We start from the raw sequence: 15010 nt of genomic DNA on the forward strand, positions 1-15010 counted from the left end.
TCGTGGGCGTATGTCGACGAGCGGATTCTCCGGCCGGACAAATCGAGCCAGGGCACCGCTGCGCCCAAAACAATGTTCCGGAATAGGCAATTGAATATGCGGAAGTTCGTGTTTGACCACCTTGGAAAGGAAGCATTTCTCATGAAGAAGTCGTGGGTTCGCAACACGCTCAGCATCGCCATCATGGCGGCCGGTGCCCTGACGCTGACCCCGGCCGCGGCCCAGGCCGTGGTGCCGGGCGGCCCGTGTGGCAACGTCGTCTGCAGCACCACCGTCATCCAGGGCACCGTCGTCAACCCGCTCCTGCTCCCGACCAGTGTGCAGTTCGCCGGGTCGCTCTCGGTCTGCAGCAACTGGATCGGCGTGCTGGCTGTGGCCCGCCCGGTCGGCTGCGGTCCGGTCGGTGGCCCGCTCGGCGGACCCCTCGGCGGCCCCCTCGGCGGTCCGGGCTGCGGTCCGGTCGGCGGTCCCCTCGGCGGCCCGGCCGGGTGCGGTCCCGTCGGCGGTCCCCTCGGCGGCCCTCTCGGCGGCCCTCTCGGCGGACCTCTCGGCGGACCCCTCGGCGGACCCCTCGGCGGTCCGGGATGCGGTCCGGTCGGCGTTCCCCCGATCGGCTGTGGCCCCATCGGCGGTCCGATCGGCGGTCCCATCGGCGCTCCCGGTCCCATCGGTGGCCCCGGCCCGTTCTGAGTCAGCGGGAATGGAGACGTCCACGGTTCGTCGAACGGTTGCGCAGCGTGTTCCTGGACGTTGGTTGGTAAGGCTGCGGAAGTCGTAGGCGTCGCGCGACGACTCTTGAGACCTTCGGGGCCGGTGTCGACGACGCCGGCCCCGAAGTGTCATCCGCACAACTCGACCACCAAGGGCGCGCCTCGGGCGTCCAGCTCAGCCATCTACCGGGCGGCTGGTCGATGACATGCCGTCTGATCACTTCCAGGCTCACCGACGCGGCTGACACAATCCCGGCGTGACCGAGATCGACGAGGCTCTGCACCGGCTGGGTGAGTCGTTCGTGGCCGGCCTGCGGGAGCCCGGCTACCAGCTGACCACTGTGGACGCCCATGGCTTCCAGAGCCAGACCTACACCATGGCGGGTGAGCCGGCCCTGCTCGGCCGCTGGAACAACCTGGACCTCAACGATGCGATGACGGCCCTGCGCGGCGTCGCCCGCCACGGTCTGGTCCTCGAGATGATCGGCGACCCGAACGGGACGTACACGATCCACTGGTCGCGAGACATACCGTCGCTGCCGGCCCGGATCATCCTCGACGAGGGGTACCGCCTGCCCGGACATGAGCGGCCGCCGGCCCGTGAACCCGGCACCACCGACACCGGGGTCACCGATCCGGTGGTGCTGGCCGAGGTCGAGCGGCTGGTCGGCGAGTTCACCGCCCGGCATCACCCGAAGGGATACGCGCCCGGCTACTCCGAGGAGGAGGTCCTCGCCGCCGAACAGCGGCTCGGAGTGCGGCTGCCGGAGGACCTCCGGGCCCTCTACCGGCTGATCCATGACGACAGCGGCGAGTCGGGGCTGCTCGACCCGTTCGTCCTCGTACCCCTGCACGTACTCGTCGAATGGAACCGGAAAAACCATCCTGGCTACCATGACGGCCTGTTCGACGATGCGGTGATCTTCGACTGCGTACCGGCCGGACACGTACGCCGGGTGTCGTCGAGCAACGGCTGGGTGACGTTCGCCCGCGACTACGGCATGAACTTCGGAGCAGTCGACCTCGATCCCGGACCGCAGGGCCGCATCGGTCAGGTGGTCACGCACGGGCGAGACGTGTGGGCGCCGGTCGAATACGTCGCCGACTCGGTCACCGCCCTGCTCCGCCGCGCCCTCACCACCCTCGACGAGGAGCGCCCGTCGCCGCCTCACCCCACGGTCAGTGCGGACAGCATCTCGGACGTGCCGGTGACGGCTCAGGGCGTCGTGCTGCGTACAGAAGTCCCGATCCACCTCGCCGACTTCGAGCCCTTCACCAACCTTCGATCCTTGGTGGTACGCGGAAAGACCCCTCTGGCCGACATGAGTCTCCCGACCCACCTGCCGATCGAGCGCCTGCACGTGGAAGCGGCCCGGTGGGAACCCGCCCCGCTGCCGTCGACGATCATCGACCTCACCTTGAGCGGCAACGACGAGCCGGCACCGGTCGCCGGCCTGGCCGCCCTGCCGAAGCTGGCCCGCCTGGACCTGTCCGGGGCCGCGGTGTCGGACATCGAGGCGATCGCGACGTTCCCCGCGCTGCGAGTGCTGACCCTCAACGGCCGCCAATGGACGGACCTGCTGGCCACCGGCTGGAAACCGACCCGGTTGGCCGCTGCCGGGCTGGGCGGCTCTGCCGGCGTGGGCGACGCCGCCCGCTGGTCACAGGCGTTCGGGCGTAACGGCAACGTCCACACCCTCACCGGCGGCCACTGACCCTCACGAAGGCAGGGTGGCCCTGAGTCGCCGGCCTTGTTCGGTGCTCGGGATACCCGTGCCACCGAATATGCCCGGCGGCCGCGCAATGGCGCCGTCGGCCCCGGGCTGGCTCCGCGGCCCGTGATCAGAGATCATGCGGTGTGAACTTCGATGCGCTGCTGGACCGGGTCGCGGCTGATGACCCGGCCGCCGAGCAAGCGCTGGTCGAGGCCGGCGCACCGGCTGTCGGCCCGGTGCTGCGGGCGCTGTGCGACGAGTCCTCGCCCGCCCCGTCGCATCGGCTCATCACCGTGCTGGAGCGGATCGGCGAGCCCGCGTTCGCGCCACTGGTTACGGCTCTGGCGGCGGCACCGACGGCCGAGGTCGCCCGGCGTTGCAGTGCCGCCTTCGCCTTCCTCGACGTACCCGACAAAGCGATCTACCTGCCGGCTCTACGCCATCGCAGTCCCGCGGTCCGCGCCGGCGCAGCGAACGCACTGCAGCAACTGAAGGCGAAGGCCGAGCCGTTCCTGCCCGACCTGATCACGCTCTTCGAAGACCCGGATCATGACGTACGCCAGCGCGCCGTCTGGGCCTGCGGCGCGGTCGGTCCGGCGGCGATCCCCGTGTTACGCGCGGTGCGGCGCGGTCCCGGACGGCGGCGCAGGGAAGCGCTGACCGTACTGGCCGACATCGGCGGCCGGGACGCCCTGGACGCCGCCGACCAGCACGCGGTGAACCGGCTCATCGAGGTCAAGGCACTGGGTGAAACACCCGCTCCGATGCACCTGTGCGGCTCCTGGTACGCCATTCCGGCGGCCGCCGGCCAGCAGGCGGTGCTGGAGGCGTTCGAGCTGACCGAAGTTCGCCCGGTGACGATGCGGCTCGGCGCCTCGGCTTGGAACAACGACCACCACAACTGGAATCTCGGCGAGCACGACTCCTGCTCACGCATGTACGTGACGCCGATGCTGAACGGCTGGACGCTGGTCTTCGGCACCGTGCCGGCCGTGGCGCACGTCGACGGCGAGCAAGCATTCCGGGACGCGGTCCGGGCCCACTGCGCCTGGCTGAGCGGCCGGTTCGGAATCGCCCACTGGTACGGCGCAAGCTGCGGCGACGGCTGGACGGCCTGGTGTCTGGCAGAAGACGGAGTGGTCACCGACTGCTATGACATCTTCGAGTCCGGACCGCCCGACGACGATGACGACGAGGACGACCTGCCCGGCCCCGACGAGTCGGCGATCCGCTACTACGACGACCTCGTGCCGCGCACCGCCCGCCCGGCCGGCTGCTACGAACAGCTCTGCATCGACGGCTTCGGTGTGTCCGCCGCCGATCGGAGTGAGGAGGTCCGGCACCCGTACAACCTTCCGGACCATGCGCACGCCACCGAAGTCGCGACCCGGCTCTCCGTCAATCCAGGCGCACTCGGCCCGGACATCACCGTCACCGGCCGCGGCGTACTCGCCCTGACCAGCTGCGGGACCGGCCGGCCGAGCACACCGGGCGCGCTGAGGATCTGAGCTGAACCACCTGTTGCCGCACCGCGACGGTCGACGGCGTACCGACGACGCTGCGGCCCGGCACGACGTACGCCGGTGCCGTCGTCCTGACCCTCTCCTGAGACCCGGCCGGAGCCGCCATCCGAGTCGGGTCTCCCCGATGGGCTGAACAGTGGTCGTCAATTGCGCGCAATGCCGGAGATTGCAGGGTTTCGCGAAACTGCGATCAACGCCGTCGCCGTGCCACCGTCGGCACGCCCGATCGTAGGGAGGGGACGAATGTTCGGCCGACGGCTGGAGCTGGACGCGACGGTGGTCGCGATCACCACGGAAGTGGTGTCCGAGTGGTACCCGGACGAGATCGACATGCTGGCGGAGATCCGGACACCGCCCCGCGCACACCGGCTGCGCGCGCCGGTCGGGATGGGCGTCGAGCTCGCCGCGGTGACGCCGGTGCTGCTGTCCGTCCTGACCTTCATCGCCGGCACCGCCGCCACCCAGGTGGTCGAGGGCGCGCTGGGCCGGCTCGGCACGGCCGCCCGCGAGCGGCTGGCGTCGTTCTTCCGGCCCGATCGGCCTCCGGTGACCAGCTCACCGGAGGCCGATCTGCCGCAGATCGAGGCAGCCCTGGCGGAGATCTGCGTGGAGCAGGGCATGCGTACCGACCTGGCCCGGGAGGTGGCCAAGCACGTCGTCTCCGCGCTGCGGCGACGCCTCGGGCAGGCCGGGTGACCCGGATCCTGTCGCCTGGCGCGGCCCGCTACGGATCGATCATCCTGCTGCTGGCGACCGCCGGCCTCTTCGCCGGACAGCACACGTTCGGCCCGTTGCACGGGCGGCACTACCTTGAGGTCAACAAGGACTGCGGCCCCGACCTGGCGATCGCTTTCAGCCGGCACCTGAGCTTCGTGCGTTGCATGTCGGAGGTCGAGCAGCAGAAGGCGTGGTTCACGTTCGGCGGCGCCCTGATGGTGCTGCTGCTCGGCGTGGCCCTGATGCCGCTGCTCCCGTATCGCCTGCTCCGGCGGGCCGGGCCGCTGCGTCCGGCGGAGCAGACGATCGCCGTACGGGCGGCTGACGCCGCGCGACGCGCCGGGCTGCATCGCTCGCCCACGGTGTACATCGGCGGATGGCGGCTCCGCGAGCCGTTCACCGTGCGCGTCCTGGCCGGCACCCGGATCATCGTGCCGCCCGGCCTCCGCCGCCTGCCACCCGATCAGATCGACGCGGTACTGGCACACGAGATGGCACACATCCGCGCGGGCGACGTGACCCTGGTCTGGCTCACCCGCGGATTGTGGTGGGCCCTGATCCCGGCCCTTGCCGTCCCCCAGTTCCTGATCTTCGTCCTACCGATCGTCCGAGAACCGCGGGTGTTGATCGAGGCACCATTCGCGATCCTCACCGTCATCTTCGGCCATCCCTATTTCCTGAACTATGTGCTGCGATCCCTTCTGCTGCTGACGCTGGCGGCGGTGATCGCCTCGTCGGTGCTGCGCTCCCGGGAGCACGAGGCGGACCTGGCGGCCGCGGCCGGCGGCACCGAGGCCGGGCTGCTGGAGCTGCTCCACGGACAACCGGCCCGACCCGGCCGGTGGTGGCAGGCGGTACGCCGGCTGACCGCGATCCATCCCTGCGCCCGGCGTCGCCTCGCGGCGCTGCACGACCCGCACAGCACCACGGAGCTGCGGGTGATCGACGCCGCCGCGGTCGGGATCCTCGTCGCGATGGCGATCCCGGTCCTGCAGATGTCGATGCCGCTGCGCGTGGAGACGATGATCTGGACGAATACCGCGCATCTGACCGGCCTCGTCGCGGGAACGGCGCTCGCGCTGGCCTGGGGCCTCGCATTGTGGCGGGCGGCGCTGGGCGCCGAGCTCACCGGCCGGCCGATCCGACTGCGTGCCACGACCCTGGCGCTCACCTGCGCGACCTCGGTCGGCATGCTCGCCCACGTCGCGGGCGAGCCGACGCTCTCTCGAAACTGGTCCGACACCACCCCCCAGCTCATCTGCACCTCGCTGGCGGTCGGCGGCGCCGCGGCCCTCAGCGGCATCCTGGCCCGTGCCTGGGCACGCCACCGAACCGGCCCGCCGTCGCGGGCGGCGTGGCCGGCGATCGCCCTGATCAACATCATGGTGTTCGCCGGCGCGCTGTGGCTGGGCACGGACGCCGCCTCGATGATCACCATCAAGGGGCTCGCCGGTCTGGGCCAGTTCCTCACGATGACCGGCTATGACGAGCTCTGCACGGCCGGGGTGGTCACGCTGTGGCTGCTGGCGGCCCGCTGGTCGTGGCGCCGCCCCACCCGGCGTGGCGTGCTCGGCGCGACCACGGTCGTCCTGGTGCCCACGGTAACCGCCCTGGCGGTGCGCTGGCTGGTCCTGACCACCCCGACGACCCCGGATTGGGTCCTTTACCGGGACTTCCTGGCAGCGATGAGCACCGGAGCCGTCCTCTTGGTGATCGCGATCGCAACCCGGCGCCCCGGCGGCCTTCTCCCTGCCATGGCCCTCGCCCCGGCCGGGACCCTGCTGGTGTCGGCCGCCATCTGGCTCCGCTACCTGCCGATCTGGCCCGACGTCTGGATGGCCGCCCGGATCTGCCTGATCGGGCCGCTCGCGATGCTCGCACCGGCTTTCCTGCTCGCCGCCCTGCTGGCCACGGTCACCGAGCGCCGCTCCGCCTCGTCTCCGGGCCGGTGAGGCTGTCGCCTCAGGCGGCGTCGCGGCGGCGCGAGGGAATGATGATGTCGCGGTGCCGGGCCGGACGCCGGTTGTAGGGCAGTTGCGGGCCGATCCGAGCCGGCCAGATCCGCTGCGGCCGGTCGGCGATCTTCGGCCGGTCACGCGGCACGAGGGTCCGGTCCGGCGGCACCCAGATCGGCAGCGGCGCCCACGACGGCCCCCACCACACGATCGTCCCGTAGCCCCGGACCAGCGGTGGCTGCAGCGCCGGCCACCGCGCCTCCAGCGGAATGGCGAGCCGCCACGCCTCGAGCGGGACGAGCGCGGTGACCGGATGCCCGGGCGCGCCGGGCAGCACCGGCAGCGGCGGCGCGGGCAGGGCATGTGGTTGCGCGCCGGCCGGCAACGCGGCCGGGCCGGAGGCGTCCAGGGTCGAGGTGGCCGGCGCGCTGGCCAGCACGATCGCGCACGACACGGTGATCAGAGCCGCGGCCAGGGCCACCGGCTCCCATCCGGGCCGCACGGTGTCGCCGAGGATGGTCAGCGCGATCACCGACGGCGCGACCACCTCGCCGGTCCAGTGCACCGCGGTGACCCGGCCGACGTCGCCGCGTTGCAGGGCGTTCGCGTACATCACCATGCCGTTGGCCGCGAAGACCAGCAGAACGTAGGTGAGCGGCTCGCTGAAGATGGCCAGCGCGGCCGAGCCGACCGTGGTCATCTCGTCGTCGGGCAGATGCAGGGCGCGCCCGCCGAGCGCGGCGGCGCCGACCGAGAGACCACCGATCGAGGCGATCAGGCCCGGTGAGCCGATCCTCGTGGCGCCCCAGCCGAGCACCAGCACGACGATCAGGGCGACGACGAAGCCGAGCCGCAGTTGGAGCGAGGCGGCCACGATGTGCTGCTGGCCGGCGGACAGGGCCAGCCCGGCCAGTGCGCAGATCGTGATCACGATCGCCGCGACGTCACGTTTGCGCAGCTTGGAACCGAGGAAGGCCCACGCCGCGAACGCGGTGATGGCGAGCGAGCCGGCCAGCACCGACTCGACCAGGTAGACCGCCAGCTCGCGCAACGCGATCATCGAGCCGAGCCAGGCGGCCATGTCCAGCGCGATGCCGATGAGGTAGAGCGGGTGGCCCAGCGTCTTGACCGCGCTGGTGCTGCGCCTGGCGCCGACGGCCTGGAGGATCGACCCGACCGCGTAGCAGAGCGAGCCGAAGATGGCGATGCCGAGCGCGATCCAGCCGCCGGTGGTCATCTCGATCGACCGCCGTCACCGAGGGTGCAGGTCGCTCTCACGCCCTGATGATATGGCCGCTCTTCGATTCGCGCGAGGCCTGCGACGTGACCACTTCGACCATCCGGAGAACATCCGCTGAGCTGCAACGATGATCAACCGGCAGGGTCAGCGTCCGGTCCGCCAGGTCGGCCGCCTCGTGGTCGCCGCTCCACCAGCCGCGCCGGTCCTGCCGCCAGTGCACCGGGGCATAGATCCGCTCGGCGGCCAGCAGCGCCAGCAGCGCGTCCCGGTCCTCTTCGGAAGGCAGGGCGAGCTGCACGCGGAACGGCGCGGGGCCGTTGAAACCCAGGACCTCGGCCTTTCCCGTACGACCATGGAGCGCGTCCCGCAACTGACGCGCCTTCCCACCGCTCGCCGCCCGGATCCCGGACACGTCGAGCAGCGGCAGGACCGCCCGGGTGACCGTGCTGGCCGGCCCGGCGCTGCCCAGCAGTGCACCCTCCCCCGCGCGCTGCAACGCCCGGAAGCTCTCCTTCGGCACCGGCCGCCCGTCCAGCCACCCGGCCTTGAGCAGCATCGCCGCGAGCTTCTGCCCCGCGCCCGGGCTCTCCGGCCCGTCCGGCTCCGGCAGCTCCCGGCCGGCCGGTGACCACAGCAGTCCCCCGTCCGGCAGCGGCAGCGTCTTGCGGAGCGACGCCACGACGTACGCCGCGATACTGTTCCGCGCCCAGGCGCTGAACGGATCGTGCGAGTGGTCCTCGATCACCGGAATCCCGGGGTTCGCCGTCATCCAGGCGTTCCACGGCGCCTGCTCGTCCCACCCGAAGAGGTTCTGCGCGAGCACCACGTCGCCGGGCCGGGTCCGCAGCGTCTCCCAGCGCGGCCCGCGCCCGTCCGGCAGGTGCCGGTAGAACGTCACCGGCAGGCACTCGGCGAGCGCCTCGGCCACCCCCATGCAGAAGTACGACGGCACGTGCAGCCGACCGGCCGGGGCGAGCGTGCGCAGCACCGCCCGCAGGGCCCCGCAGCCGGTCGCGAACAGTTCGCGCCGGGCCGGCACCCAGTCCGGGAGGCCACCTCCCGCGGTTCCGAGCAGGGTGGCCGGATCCCAGTGGAACTCGGAGCCGATCTCCCGGGCCGGTTCAGGCGGCACGGCTGAGATCCTCGGTGGAGTCGCCGACGGCCCGCTCGATGTTGAGGGTGTCCACGTGCACGGGCGGCTCACCGCGGTTGAGCCCGGCGAACGTCATCCAGATGATCTTCAGGTCGAGCAGCGGCGACCAGTGGTCGATGTACCAGCGGTCCAGGATGAAACGCTGCGGCCAGTCGATGTCGTCACGACCGTTGACCTGTGCCCACCCGGTGATGCCGGGCTTCACCTCGAGGCGCCGGGCATCCTGCGCCGAGTAGTTCGCCACCTGCGGGAGCACGTCCGGGCGGGGGCCGACCAGGTTCATCTGCCCACGCATCACGTTGATCAGCTGGGGTAGCTCGTCCAGGCTGGTCCGGCGCAGGATCCGGCCGCACCGGGTGATCCGGGGGTCGTCCCGCAGCAGGCCGAACGGGTCGGCCATGCCGAGCTTCGCACTCATCGCCACGCTGTCGTGCACCATCGACCGGAACTTGAGCATCCGGAACGGCTCGCCGTCGCGGCCGGCCCGGTCCTGGACGAACAGCACGCCCTTGCCGTCGGCGGCCCGGATCCAGAGCGCGACGGCCAGTATCACCGGGGAGAGCAGGACCAGCGCTACGGCGCCGACGACTTGGTTGAGGACGTTCCAGCTTCCGCGTACGAGGTCCACGATTCCCCCAGGCTCAGATCGATTCGACGTTGGTTCCGGTGAGGCGATGACGGGTGTCCAGCACGTACGCCGCGTGCTCGACCACCAGGTCGAGATCGAAGGCGTCGTGGTCGGCGAGCAGCACCACCGCGTCGGCGGCGGCCACCTGTTGCGCGGTCAGCGCCACCCGGGTGACCCGCTGGTCGACGTGCGCGTCCTCGACCACGTGCGGGTCGGCGGCGCACACCCGGGCGCCCATCTCCAGCAGCAGCGCGGCGACGCGACGGGCCGGCGACTCGCGGGCGTCACCGCTGTTCTTCTTGTAGGCGAGACCGAGCAGCAGCACTGTCGAGCCGTTGACCGCCTTGCGGTGGCGGTTCAGCGCGGCGACCAGCCGGCGTACGACGTAGTCCGGCATGTGGTTGTTGATGTCGTTGGCGAGCTCGACGAAGCGGAAACTCTGCCCGAGGGTCCGCTGCACCCGCCAGGACAGGTAGGACGGGTCGATCGGCAGGCAGTGCCCCCCGACCCCGGGCCCGGGCACGAACCGCATGTATCCGAACGGCTTCGAGGACGCGGCGTCGATCGCCTCCCAGATATCGATGCCGAGTTCGTGCGCGTACACCGCGAGCTCGTTGACCAGCGCGATATTGACGTGCCGGAACGTGTTCTCGAGCAGCTTGGCCAGCTCGGCGACCTTGGGGTCGGAGACCGGCACGGTGGTCTCGACGACCGAGGCGTAGAACGCCCGGACCTTCTCCAGTGACGCCGGATTGATCCCGGAGACCACCTTCGGCGTGCTGGCCAGGTCCCACTGCCGGTTGCCCGGGTCGATGCGCTCCGGGCTGTACCCGAGGTGGAAGTCCTCGCCGGCGACCAGGCCGGAGCCCTCCTCGAGGATCGGGCCGACCAGCTCGGCGGTGGTTCCGGGATAGGTGGTCGACTCCAGGGCGACGGTCGCGCCGGGGCGCAGGTAGCGGGCCAGGGTGCGGGCCGACTCCTCGATGTAGCGCAGGTCCGGGGTGCCCTCGCGCAACGGGGTGGGCACCGCGATCACCGCGATGTCGAAGCCGGCGCAGGCCCGCGGATCGGACGAGGGCTGGAAGTTCCCGCCCGCGAGGACGCGCGCCAGGTGCTCGGAGGTGATGTCGTCGACGTAGGACTCGCCGGCCGCGAGACGCTTGATCCGTTCGTCGTCGACGTCGAACCCGACCACGGTGTGCCCGGCCTCGGCCGCGCGGACCGCGAGCGGCAGGCCGACGTAGCCCTGCCCGGCGATGACTACCCGCATCGACGTTCTCCTGTCTCTTCTCGCGCGGCTCACGGGAGTCGCCCCGTCTCTTTCGAGCGGCTCACGGGTGTCGTCCGAGTCGCATGGTGAATTCGGCCCGGCGTTTTCCGACGCGGCCGCCCGATCGGGTCGCGGGTGCGGGCTCCGCGGCCTCGACCCGGCCGGGCAGCGCCGGGCTCTCGGCGAGCCAGCGCAGCACCGCGATAAGGTCCTCGGGCGGCGACGACGGGTCGAGCAGGGAGAGCGCCGCGCCGTCCAGCGGCGGCACCGGAGCCTGCGAGATCAGCGGGTGGTTCGGCCGGTGGTCCGGCTCATCCGGGCCGAGCAGCACCTCGGCGAGCTTCTCGCCAGGCCGCAGTCCGGTGTAGACGATCTGGATGTGCCCGTCGGCGCTCGCCGCGATCCGCTTGGCCACGTCGGCGATCCGGACCGGCTCACCCATGTCGAGGATCAGCACCTCCCCGTGGCTGGCCAGCGCACCGGCCTGCACGACGAGCCGGACCGCCTCCTGCACGGTCATGAAGTACCGGTTCACCTCGGGGTCGGTGACCGTGATCGGCCCGCCCGCCTCGACCTGCGCGGCGAACGCGGTGAGCACCGAGCCGCGGCTGCCCAGCACGTTGCCGAACCGGACGCTGGTGTACGTGCCGGGCGTGGCCACGTCGGCGGCGGCGGTGAGCCGCTCGGTGATCCGCTTGGAGTACCCGAGCACGCTGCACGGGTCGGCGGCCTTGTCGGTGGAGATGTTGACCAGCCGGTCCACGTTGTGCCGGATCGCGGTCTGGAGCAGCTGATACGTACCGATGATGTTGGTCTTGAGCGCCTCGGAGGGGTGCATCTCCAGCAGCGGCAGGTGCTTGAGCGCCGCCGCGTGGAACACCACGTGCGGCTTGTGCTCGGCGAACACCTCGTCCAGGCGCTGCTGGTCGCGGATGTCGGCGACCACCAGGTTGCGGTCGTCGAGCATGCCCCGGCCGTCGAGCGAGAGCTGCACCGCGTGCAGGCCCGACTCGTCGCGGTCCAGCATGACCAGGCGGGCCGGGTTGAACTGGGCGACCTGCCGGCACAGCTCGGATCCGATCGAGCCGCCGGCCCCGGTGACCAGCACCCGGCGGCCTTCCAGGTACCCGGCGACCGCGGCCAGGTCGATGGTGATCTCCCGGCGGCCGAGCAGGTCGGCGTGGCTGACCGGACGGATGTCCTCGACCCGGACGGTACGACCGAACAGCTCGACGACCGGCGGGACGACCTTGACGTCCACGTTGAGCGGCGCCGCCAGGTCGGTGAGCGCCCGGATCAGCTGCGCGCCGGCGCTCGGGATGGCGATCACCACGGCGTCGGCGCGGTACCGGCGGACCACCTCGGCCATCGCGTGCCGGTTGCCGGCCACCGGCACTCCCATGATCCGCAGGGCGCGTTTGGCGGGAGCGTCGTCGAGCAGGGCGACCGGGACGTACGGGCTGGACGGGCTGCGCAGCATGGCCCGGATGACCTGGGTCGCGCCCTCCCCGGCGCCCATCACCACGACCCGGGTCCCCGGCTCCGGGTTCGGGCGCAGTCGCTGGTCACGCAGCAGCCGGACGGCGTACCGGATGCCGGCCGCGAGCACCAGCCCGATCAGCCCGGCCCCGATGATCGCCGAGCGGGGCACCAGCCGGCCGAGCAGCGTGTCCAGCACGAACACCACCGGTACGGTGACCGCGGCGGTCTTCGCCAGCGCCAGGATCTCCTCGAAGCAGCCGTACGACCAGCGTCCGGTGTAGAGGCCGAACTGGATCCCGGCGGCCGTGTGCACCAGCGCAGCGACCAGGGCGAGTTCCGCCAGGCCGGGGCCGTCCAGGTATTCCAGGTTTCCGTCGTGGCGCAACAGGGTGGCGATGAGCAGTGCGGCGGCCAGCGCGAGGGCGTCGGCGCCGGCACGTGCGGCCCGGCCGGGCAGTGCCGCGCGGAACCACGGCGCCGCCCGGCCGGGCCAGTCGCCGACATCTGGATCCGCTGCCGGGTCGCCGACAGCGGGTCGCCGTGTCTGCATGGGATTCCCCCTCGTACGAAGCCGGCGGCAACCGGCCGCGGGTCCTGCGCTCGGCAAAATGCACCCGGTCTGCGGAAATCGCTTTCAGTAAGTTGACAATTACGTTCCGACCATTCGCGACTTCAGAGTTCCAGTTACCGCGGAGTCGGTGCAGTAGCAATTGTCATGGGCTATGCGAGAACTATTCATGTCTCACTATTCACGCAGGGCAGGCCCTCGATCGCCATTATCGAAACGCCATTCGGACCGGCGATCCCGGCCATTCGGCGGAGCATGTCATATTAATGATGAAGGATCATCACTTTAGACATGACATCTGCGACTTCCACTTCCCCCGCTATTCCGGCACCGTTCTCGCAGAGCCGTCGCAAGTGTTCTGTCGACTATGCGACTGGGGGACGACGATGAGAGTGCTGCATGTGATCAGCACTGCGGCGGAAGGCGGCGCCGAACATCAACTCCGGCTGCTGCTGCACCGGCTGCCGCACGACAGCGAGGTGGTGACGCTCTCCCCACCCGGCACCGAAGCCCGGACCATCCAGGCCGACGGGATCCCGGTGCACGAGCTGAGCACCGCCTGCGACCGGGACCTGGCGGCGATCGCCCGGCTGCGCCGGCTGATCCGCCGTGGCCACTACGACCTGGTCCACACCCACCTGTACCGGGCGTGCGTGCAGGGCCGGATCGCGGCCCGGCTGGCCGGCGTCCCGCACGTGGTCGCCACCGAGCATCACCTGGGCCGGCCCGGCGCCACCCGGCTCGGCCCGCTCTACCTGTTCAGCGAACGCCTCGGGAAGATGACCATCGCGGCCAGCACGGCGATCGCCGAACGGCTGCGCGGCTGGGGCGTGCCGGAGGACCGGATCGCCACCGTCCCCCGCGCCATCGACCCGTCCGAGTACCGCTTCGACCCCGCCCTGCGGGCCGCGGCCCGGGCCCGGCTGGGGGTCACCGACGACGTACCGGTGATCGGCGTGACCGGCCGCCTCGACCCGGCCAAACGCTTCGACCTGCTGATCCGCGCCCTGGCCGAGGTACCCGGCGCGGTCCTGCTGCTGGTCGGCGACGGACCGGCCCGGTCGGCGCTGGAACAGCTCGCGGTCATCGAAGGGGTCGCCGGCCGGGTGCTGTTCGCCGGCGCGGTCCCCCACCCGCACGAGATGCTCTGCGCGATGGATGTCTTCGCCTCACCCGACCAGCACACCTCAGGTCTCGCGGTGCTCGAGGCGATCGCCGCGGGGCTGCCCACGGTCTACGCCGCCTGCGCCCCGCTGGAGGAAAGGATCACGGCGCGGGTGCCGGTCCGCGGCACCCACCGGCTCTCCCCGCACGACCGGGAGTCGCTGCCCCGGGCCCTGCGCGCCGAACTCCTCTGCCATGCGGAACGACGCGGCGCCAGGCTGCCGGCCCGCACCGCCGGACTGCGGTACGACGCGGACCACCTGGCCGCCGCGGTCGGCCAGGTCTACGACCGGCTCACCCGGACCGAACCGTCGCCGGGTCAGCGTCTGTCACTGCACCGCGGAAGCGCTCCGAACGCATGAGGCGTTGCCAGGCGACGTAGCCGAAAATCGTGCCGATGGTGTTGGAGAGCAGGTCGTTGACGTCGGACCAGCGGTTGCCGTGCACCGTCAGGATCATCACGAACTGCGTCACCTCGATGCCCAGGCTCAGCAGGAACCCGATCCGGACCACTCGGAGCTTGCCGGTGATGCCGAAGTTCAGGTGCAGCAGCGCGGCCAGCGGCAGGGTCATCATCGTGTTCAGGACGAAGTCGCGGCGACGCATGCTGAGCGTCGGGACCAGCAGGATCCGGTAGGTCTCCGGCGGTCCGGCCTCCGGGCCCCAGGCCAGGTGCATCGGGAGCATGGTCGCCCCGAGCACGGCCACCGCGTACCAGCTGAGCAACCAGGCCGCGACAAGCCGCCTGGTGGTGAGCCTGCCCCGGCGGCGCAGCCACAGGTAGGAGACCACCATGAGAACGCCGCCCAGGGGCAGCAGCACCGGCAGGGCCGGTACCTCAAGCTGTTCAGCGCGCATCAATACCTACGCTACGCGAATCGCCTT

At 71.1% G+C, this 15010-nt stretch carries 12 protein-coding genes; 6 read left to right on the top strand and 6 right to left on the bottom strand.

The window, feature by feature from the left end; genetic code table 11:
- Nucleotides 1-141: 141 nt before the first annotated feature.
- From CHC09_RS46875 to CHC09_RS39280, 5 genes are all read left to right on the top strand, one after another.
- Entirely contained in the window at nucleotides 142-690 is a 549-nt protein-coding gene (locus CHC09_RS46875) for a hypothetical protein (protein ID WP_089298367.1), read from the top strand.
- A 277-nt stretch (nucleotides 691-967) separates the two neighbouring features.
- On the top strand, nucleotides 968-2425 hold the full coding sequence (locus CHC09_RS39265) for an SMI1/KNR4 family protein (RefSeq protein WP_089298368.1): 1458 nt from the start codon (nucleotides 968-970) through the stop codon (nucleotides 2423-2425).
- Nucleotides 2426-2568: 143 nt separating this feature from the next.
- A complete protein-coding gene (locus CHC09_RS39270) occupies nucleotides 2569-3933 on the top strand; it encodes a HEAT repeat domain-containing protein (RefSeq protein WP_179277469.1) in 1365 nt (454 codons plus the stop codon).
- Nucleotides 3934-4191: 258 nt separating this feature from the next.
- Nucleotides 4192-4644, top strand: coding sequence for a hypothetical protein (locus tag CHC09_RS39275; protein ID WP_089298370.1), 453 nt, complete (start codon nucleotides 4192-4194; stop codon nucleotides 4642-4644).
- Nucleotides 4641-6617 carry a M48 family metalloprotease gene (locus tag CHC09_RS39280; protein WP_089298371.1) on the top strand — a complete coding sequence of 659 codons (1977 nt, stop codon included), beginning with the start codon at nucleotides 4641-4643 and terminating at the stop codon, nucleotides 6615-6617. The genes CHC09_RS39275 and CHC09_RS39280 overlap by 4 nt, the downstream gene beginning before the upstream one ends.
- Before the next feature lie 10 nt (nucleotides 6618-6627).
- Here CHC09_RS39280 and CHC09_RS39285 read toward each other — a convergent pair whose 3' ends face one another.
- The 5 genes from CHC09_RS39285 to CHC09_RS39305 form a co-directional block, all read right to left on the bottom strand.
- Entirely contained in the window at nucleotides 6628-7857 is a 1230-nt protein-coding gene (locus CHC09_RS39285; RefSeq protein WP_089298372.1) for a hypothetical protein, read from the bottom strand.
- A 37-nt stretch (nucleotides 7858-7894) separates the two neighbouring features.
- Nucleotides 7895-8992, bottom strand: a complete 1098-nt coding sequence (locus CHC09_RS39290) for a hypothetical protein (protein WP_089298373.1) — start codon at nucleotides 8990-8992, stop codon at nucleotides 7895-7897.
- Nucleotides 8982-9641, bottom strand: a complete 660-nt coding sequence (locus CHC09_RS39295; RefSeq protein WP_089298374.1) for a sugar transferase — start codon at nucleotides 9639-9641, stop codon at nucleotides 8982-8984. Before CHC09_RS39295 ends, CHC09_RS39290 begins: the two co-directional genes overlap by 11 nt.
- Nucleotides 9642-9654: 13 nt before the next feature.
- A complete protein-coding gene (locus CHC09_RS39300) occupies nucleotides 9655-10911 on the bottom strand; it encodes a nucleotide sugar dehydrogenase (RefSeq protein ID WP_089298375.1) in 1257 nt (418 codons plus the stop codon).
- A gap of 61 nt (nucleotides 10912-10972) precedes the next feature.
- Entirely contained in the window at nucleotides 10973-12943 is a 1971-nt protein-coding gene (locus CHC09_RS39305) for a nucleoside-diphosphate sugar epimerase/dehydratase (RefSeq protein WP_089298376.1), read from the bottom strand.
- Between the two features lie 404 nt (nucleotides 12944-13347).
- Between CHC09_RS39305 and CHC09_RS39310 the strand changes: the two genes are divergently transcribed.
- The gene (locus CHC09_RS39310) at nucleotides 13348-14487 is read left to right on the top strand and encodes a glycosyltransferase (RefSeq protein WP_089298377.1); all 1140 of its coding nucleotides are present in this window, start codon (nucleotides 13348-13350) and stop codon (nucleotides 14485-14487) included.
- Here CHC09_RS39310 and CHC09_RS39315 read toward each other — a convergent pair.
- Nucleotides 14420-14983 (bottom strand): VanZ family protein, encoded by a 564-nt coding sequence (locus tag CHC09_RS39315; protein ID WP_089298378.1) that lies wholly within the window; start codon nucleotides 14981-14983, stop codon nucleotides 14420-14422. The two genes, CHC09_RS39310 and CHC09_RS39315, sit on opposite strands and share 68 nt — an antisense overlap.
- Nucleotides 14984-15010 lie beyond the last annotated feature (27 nt).

It is taken from the genome of Actinoplanes regularis (assembly GCF_900188005.1).
In the GTDB taxonomy this organism is placed as follows: domain Bacteria; phylum Actinomycetota; class Actinomycetes; order Mycobacteriales; family Micromonosporaceae; genus Actinoplanes; species Actinoplanes regularis.

Bases quoted from the DNA above. Each gene is read 5' to 3' on its own strand.
- CHC09_RS39300 (WP_089298375.1), bottom strand. From the start codon at position 10,911: ATGCGGGTAGTCATCGCCGGGCAGGGCTACGTCGGCCTGCCGCTCGCG.
- CHC09_RS39310 (WP_089298377.1), top strand. From the start codon at position 13,348: ATGAGAGTGCTGCATGTGATCAGCACTGCGGCGGAAGGCGGCGCCGAA.
- CHC09_RS46875 (WP_089298367.1), top strand. From the start codon at position 142: ATGAAGAAGTCGTGGGTTCGCAACACGCTCAGCATCGCCATCATGGCG.
- CHC09_RS39275 (WP_089298370.1), top strand. From the start codon at position 4,192: ATGTTCGGCCGACGGCTGGAGCTGGACGCGACGGTGGTCGCGATCACC.
- CHC09_RS39285 (WP_089298372.1), bottom strand. From the start codon at position 7,857: ATGACCACCGGCGGCTGGATCGCGCTCGGCATCGCCATCTTCGGCTCG.
- CHC09_RS39315 (WP_089298378.1), bottom strand. From the start codon at position 14,983: ATGCGCGCTGAACAGCTTGAGGTACCGGCCCTGCCGGTGCTGCTGCCC.
- CHC09_RS39305 (WP_089298376.1), bottom strand. From the start codon at position 12,943: ATGCAGACACGGCGACCCGCTGTCGGCGACCCGGCAGCGGATCCAGAT.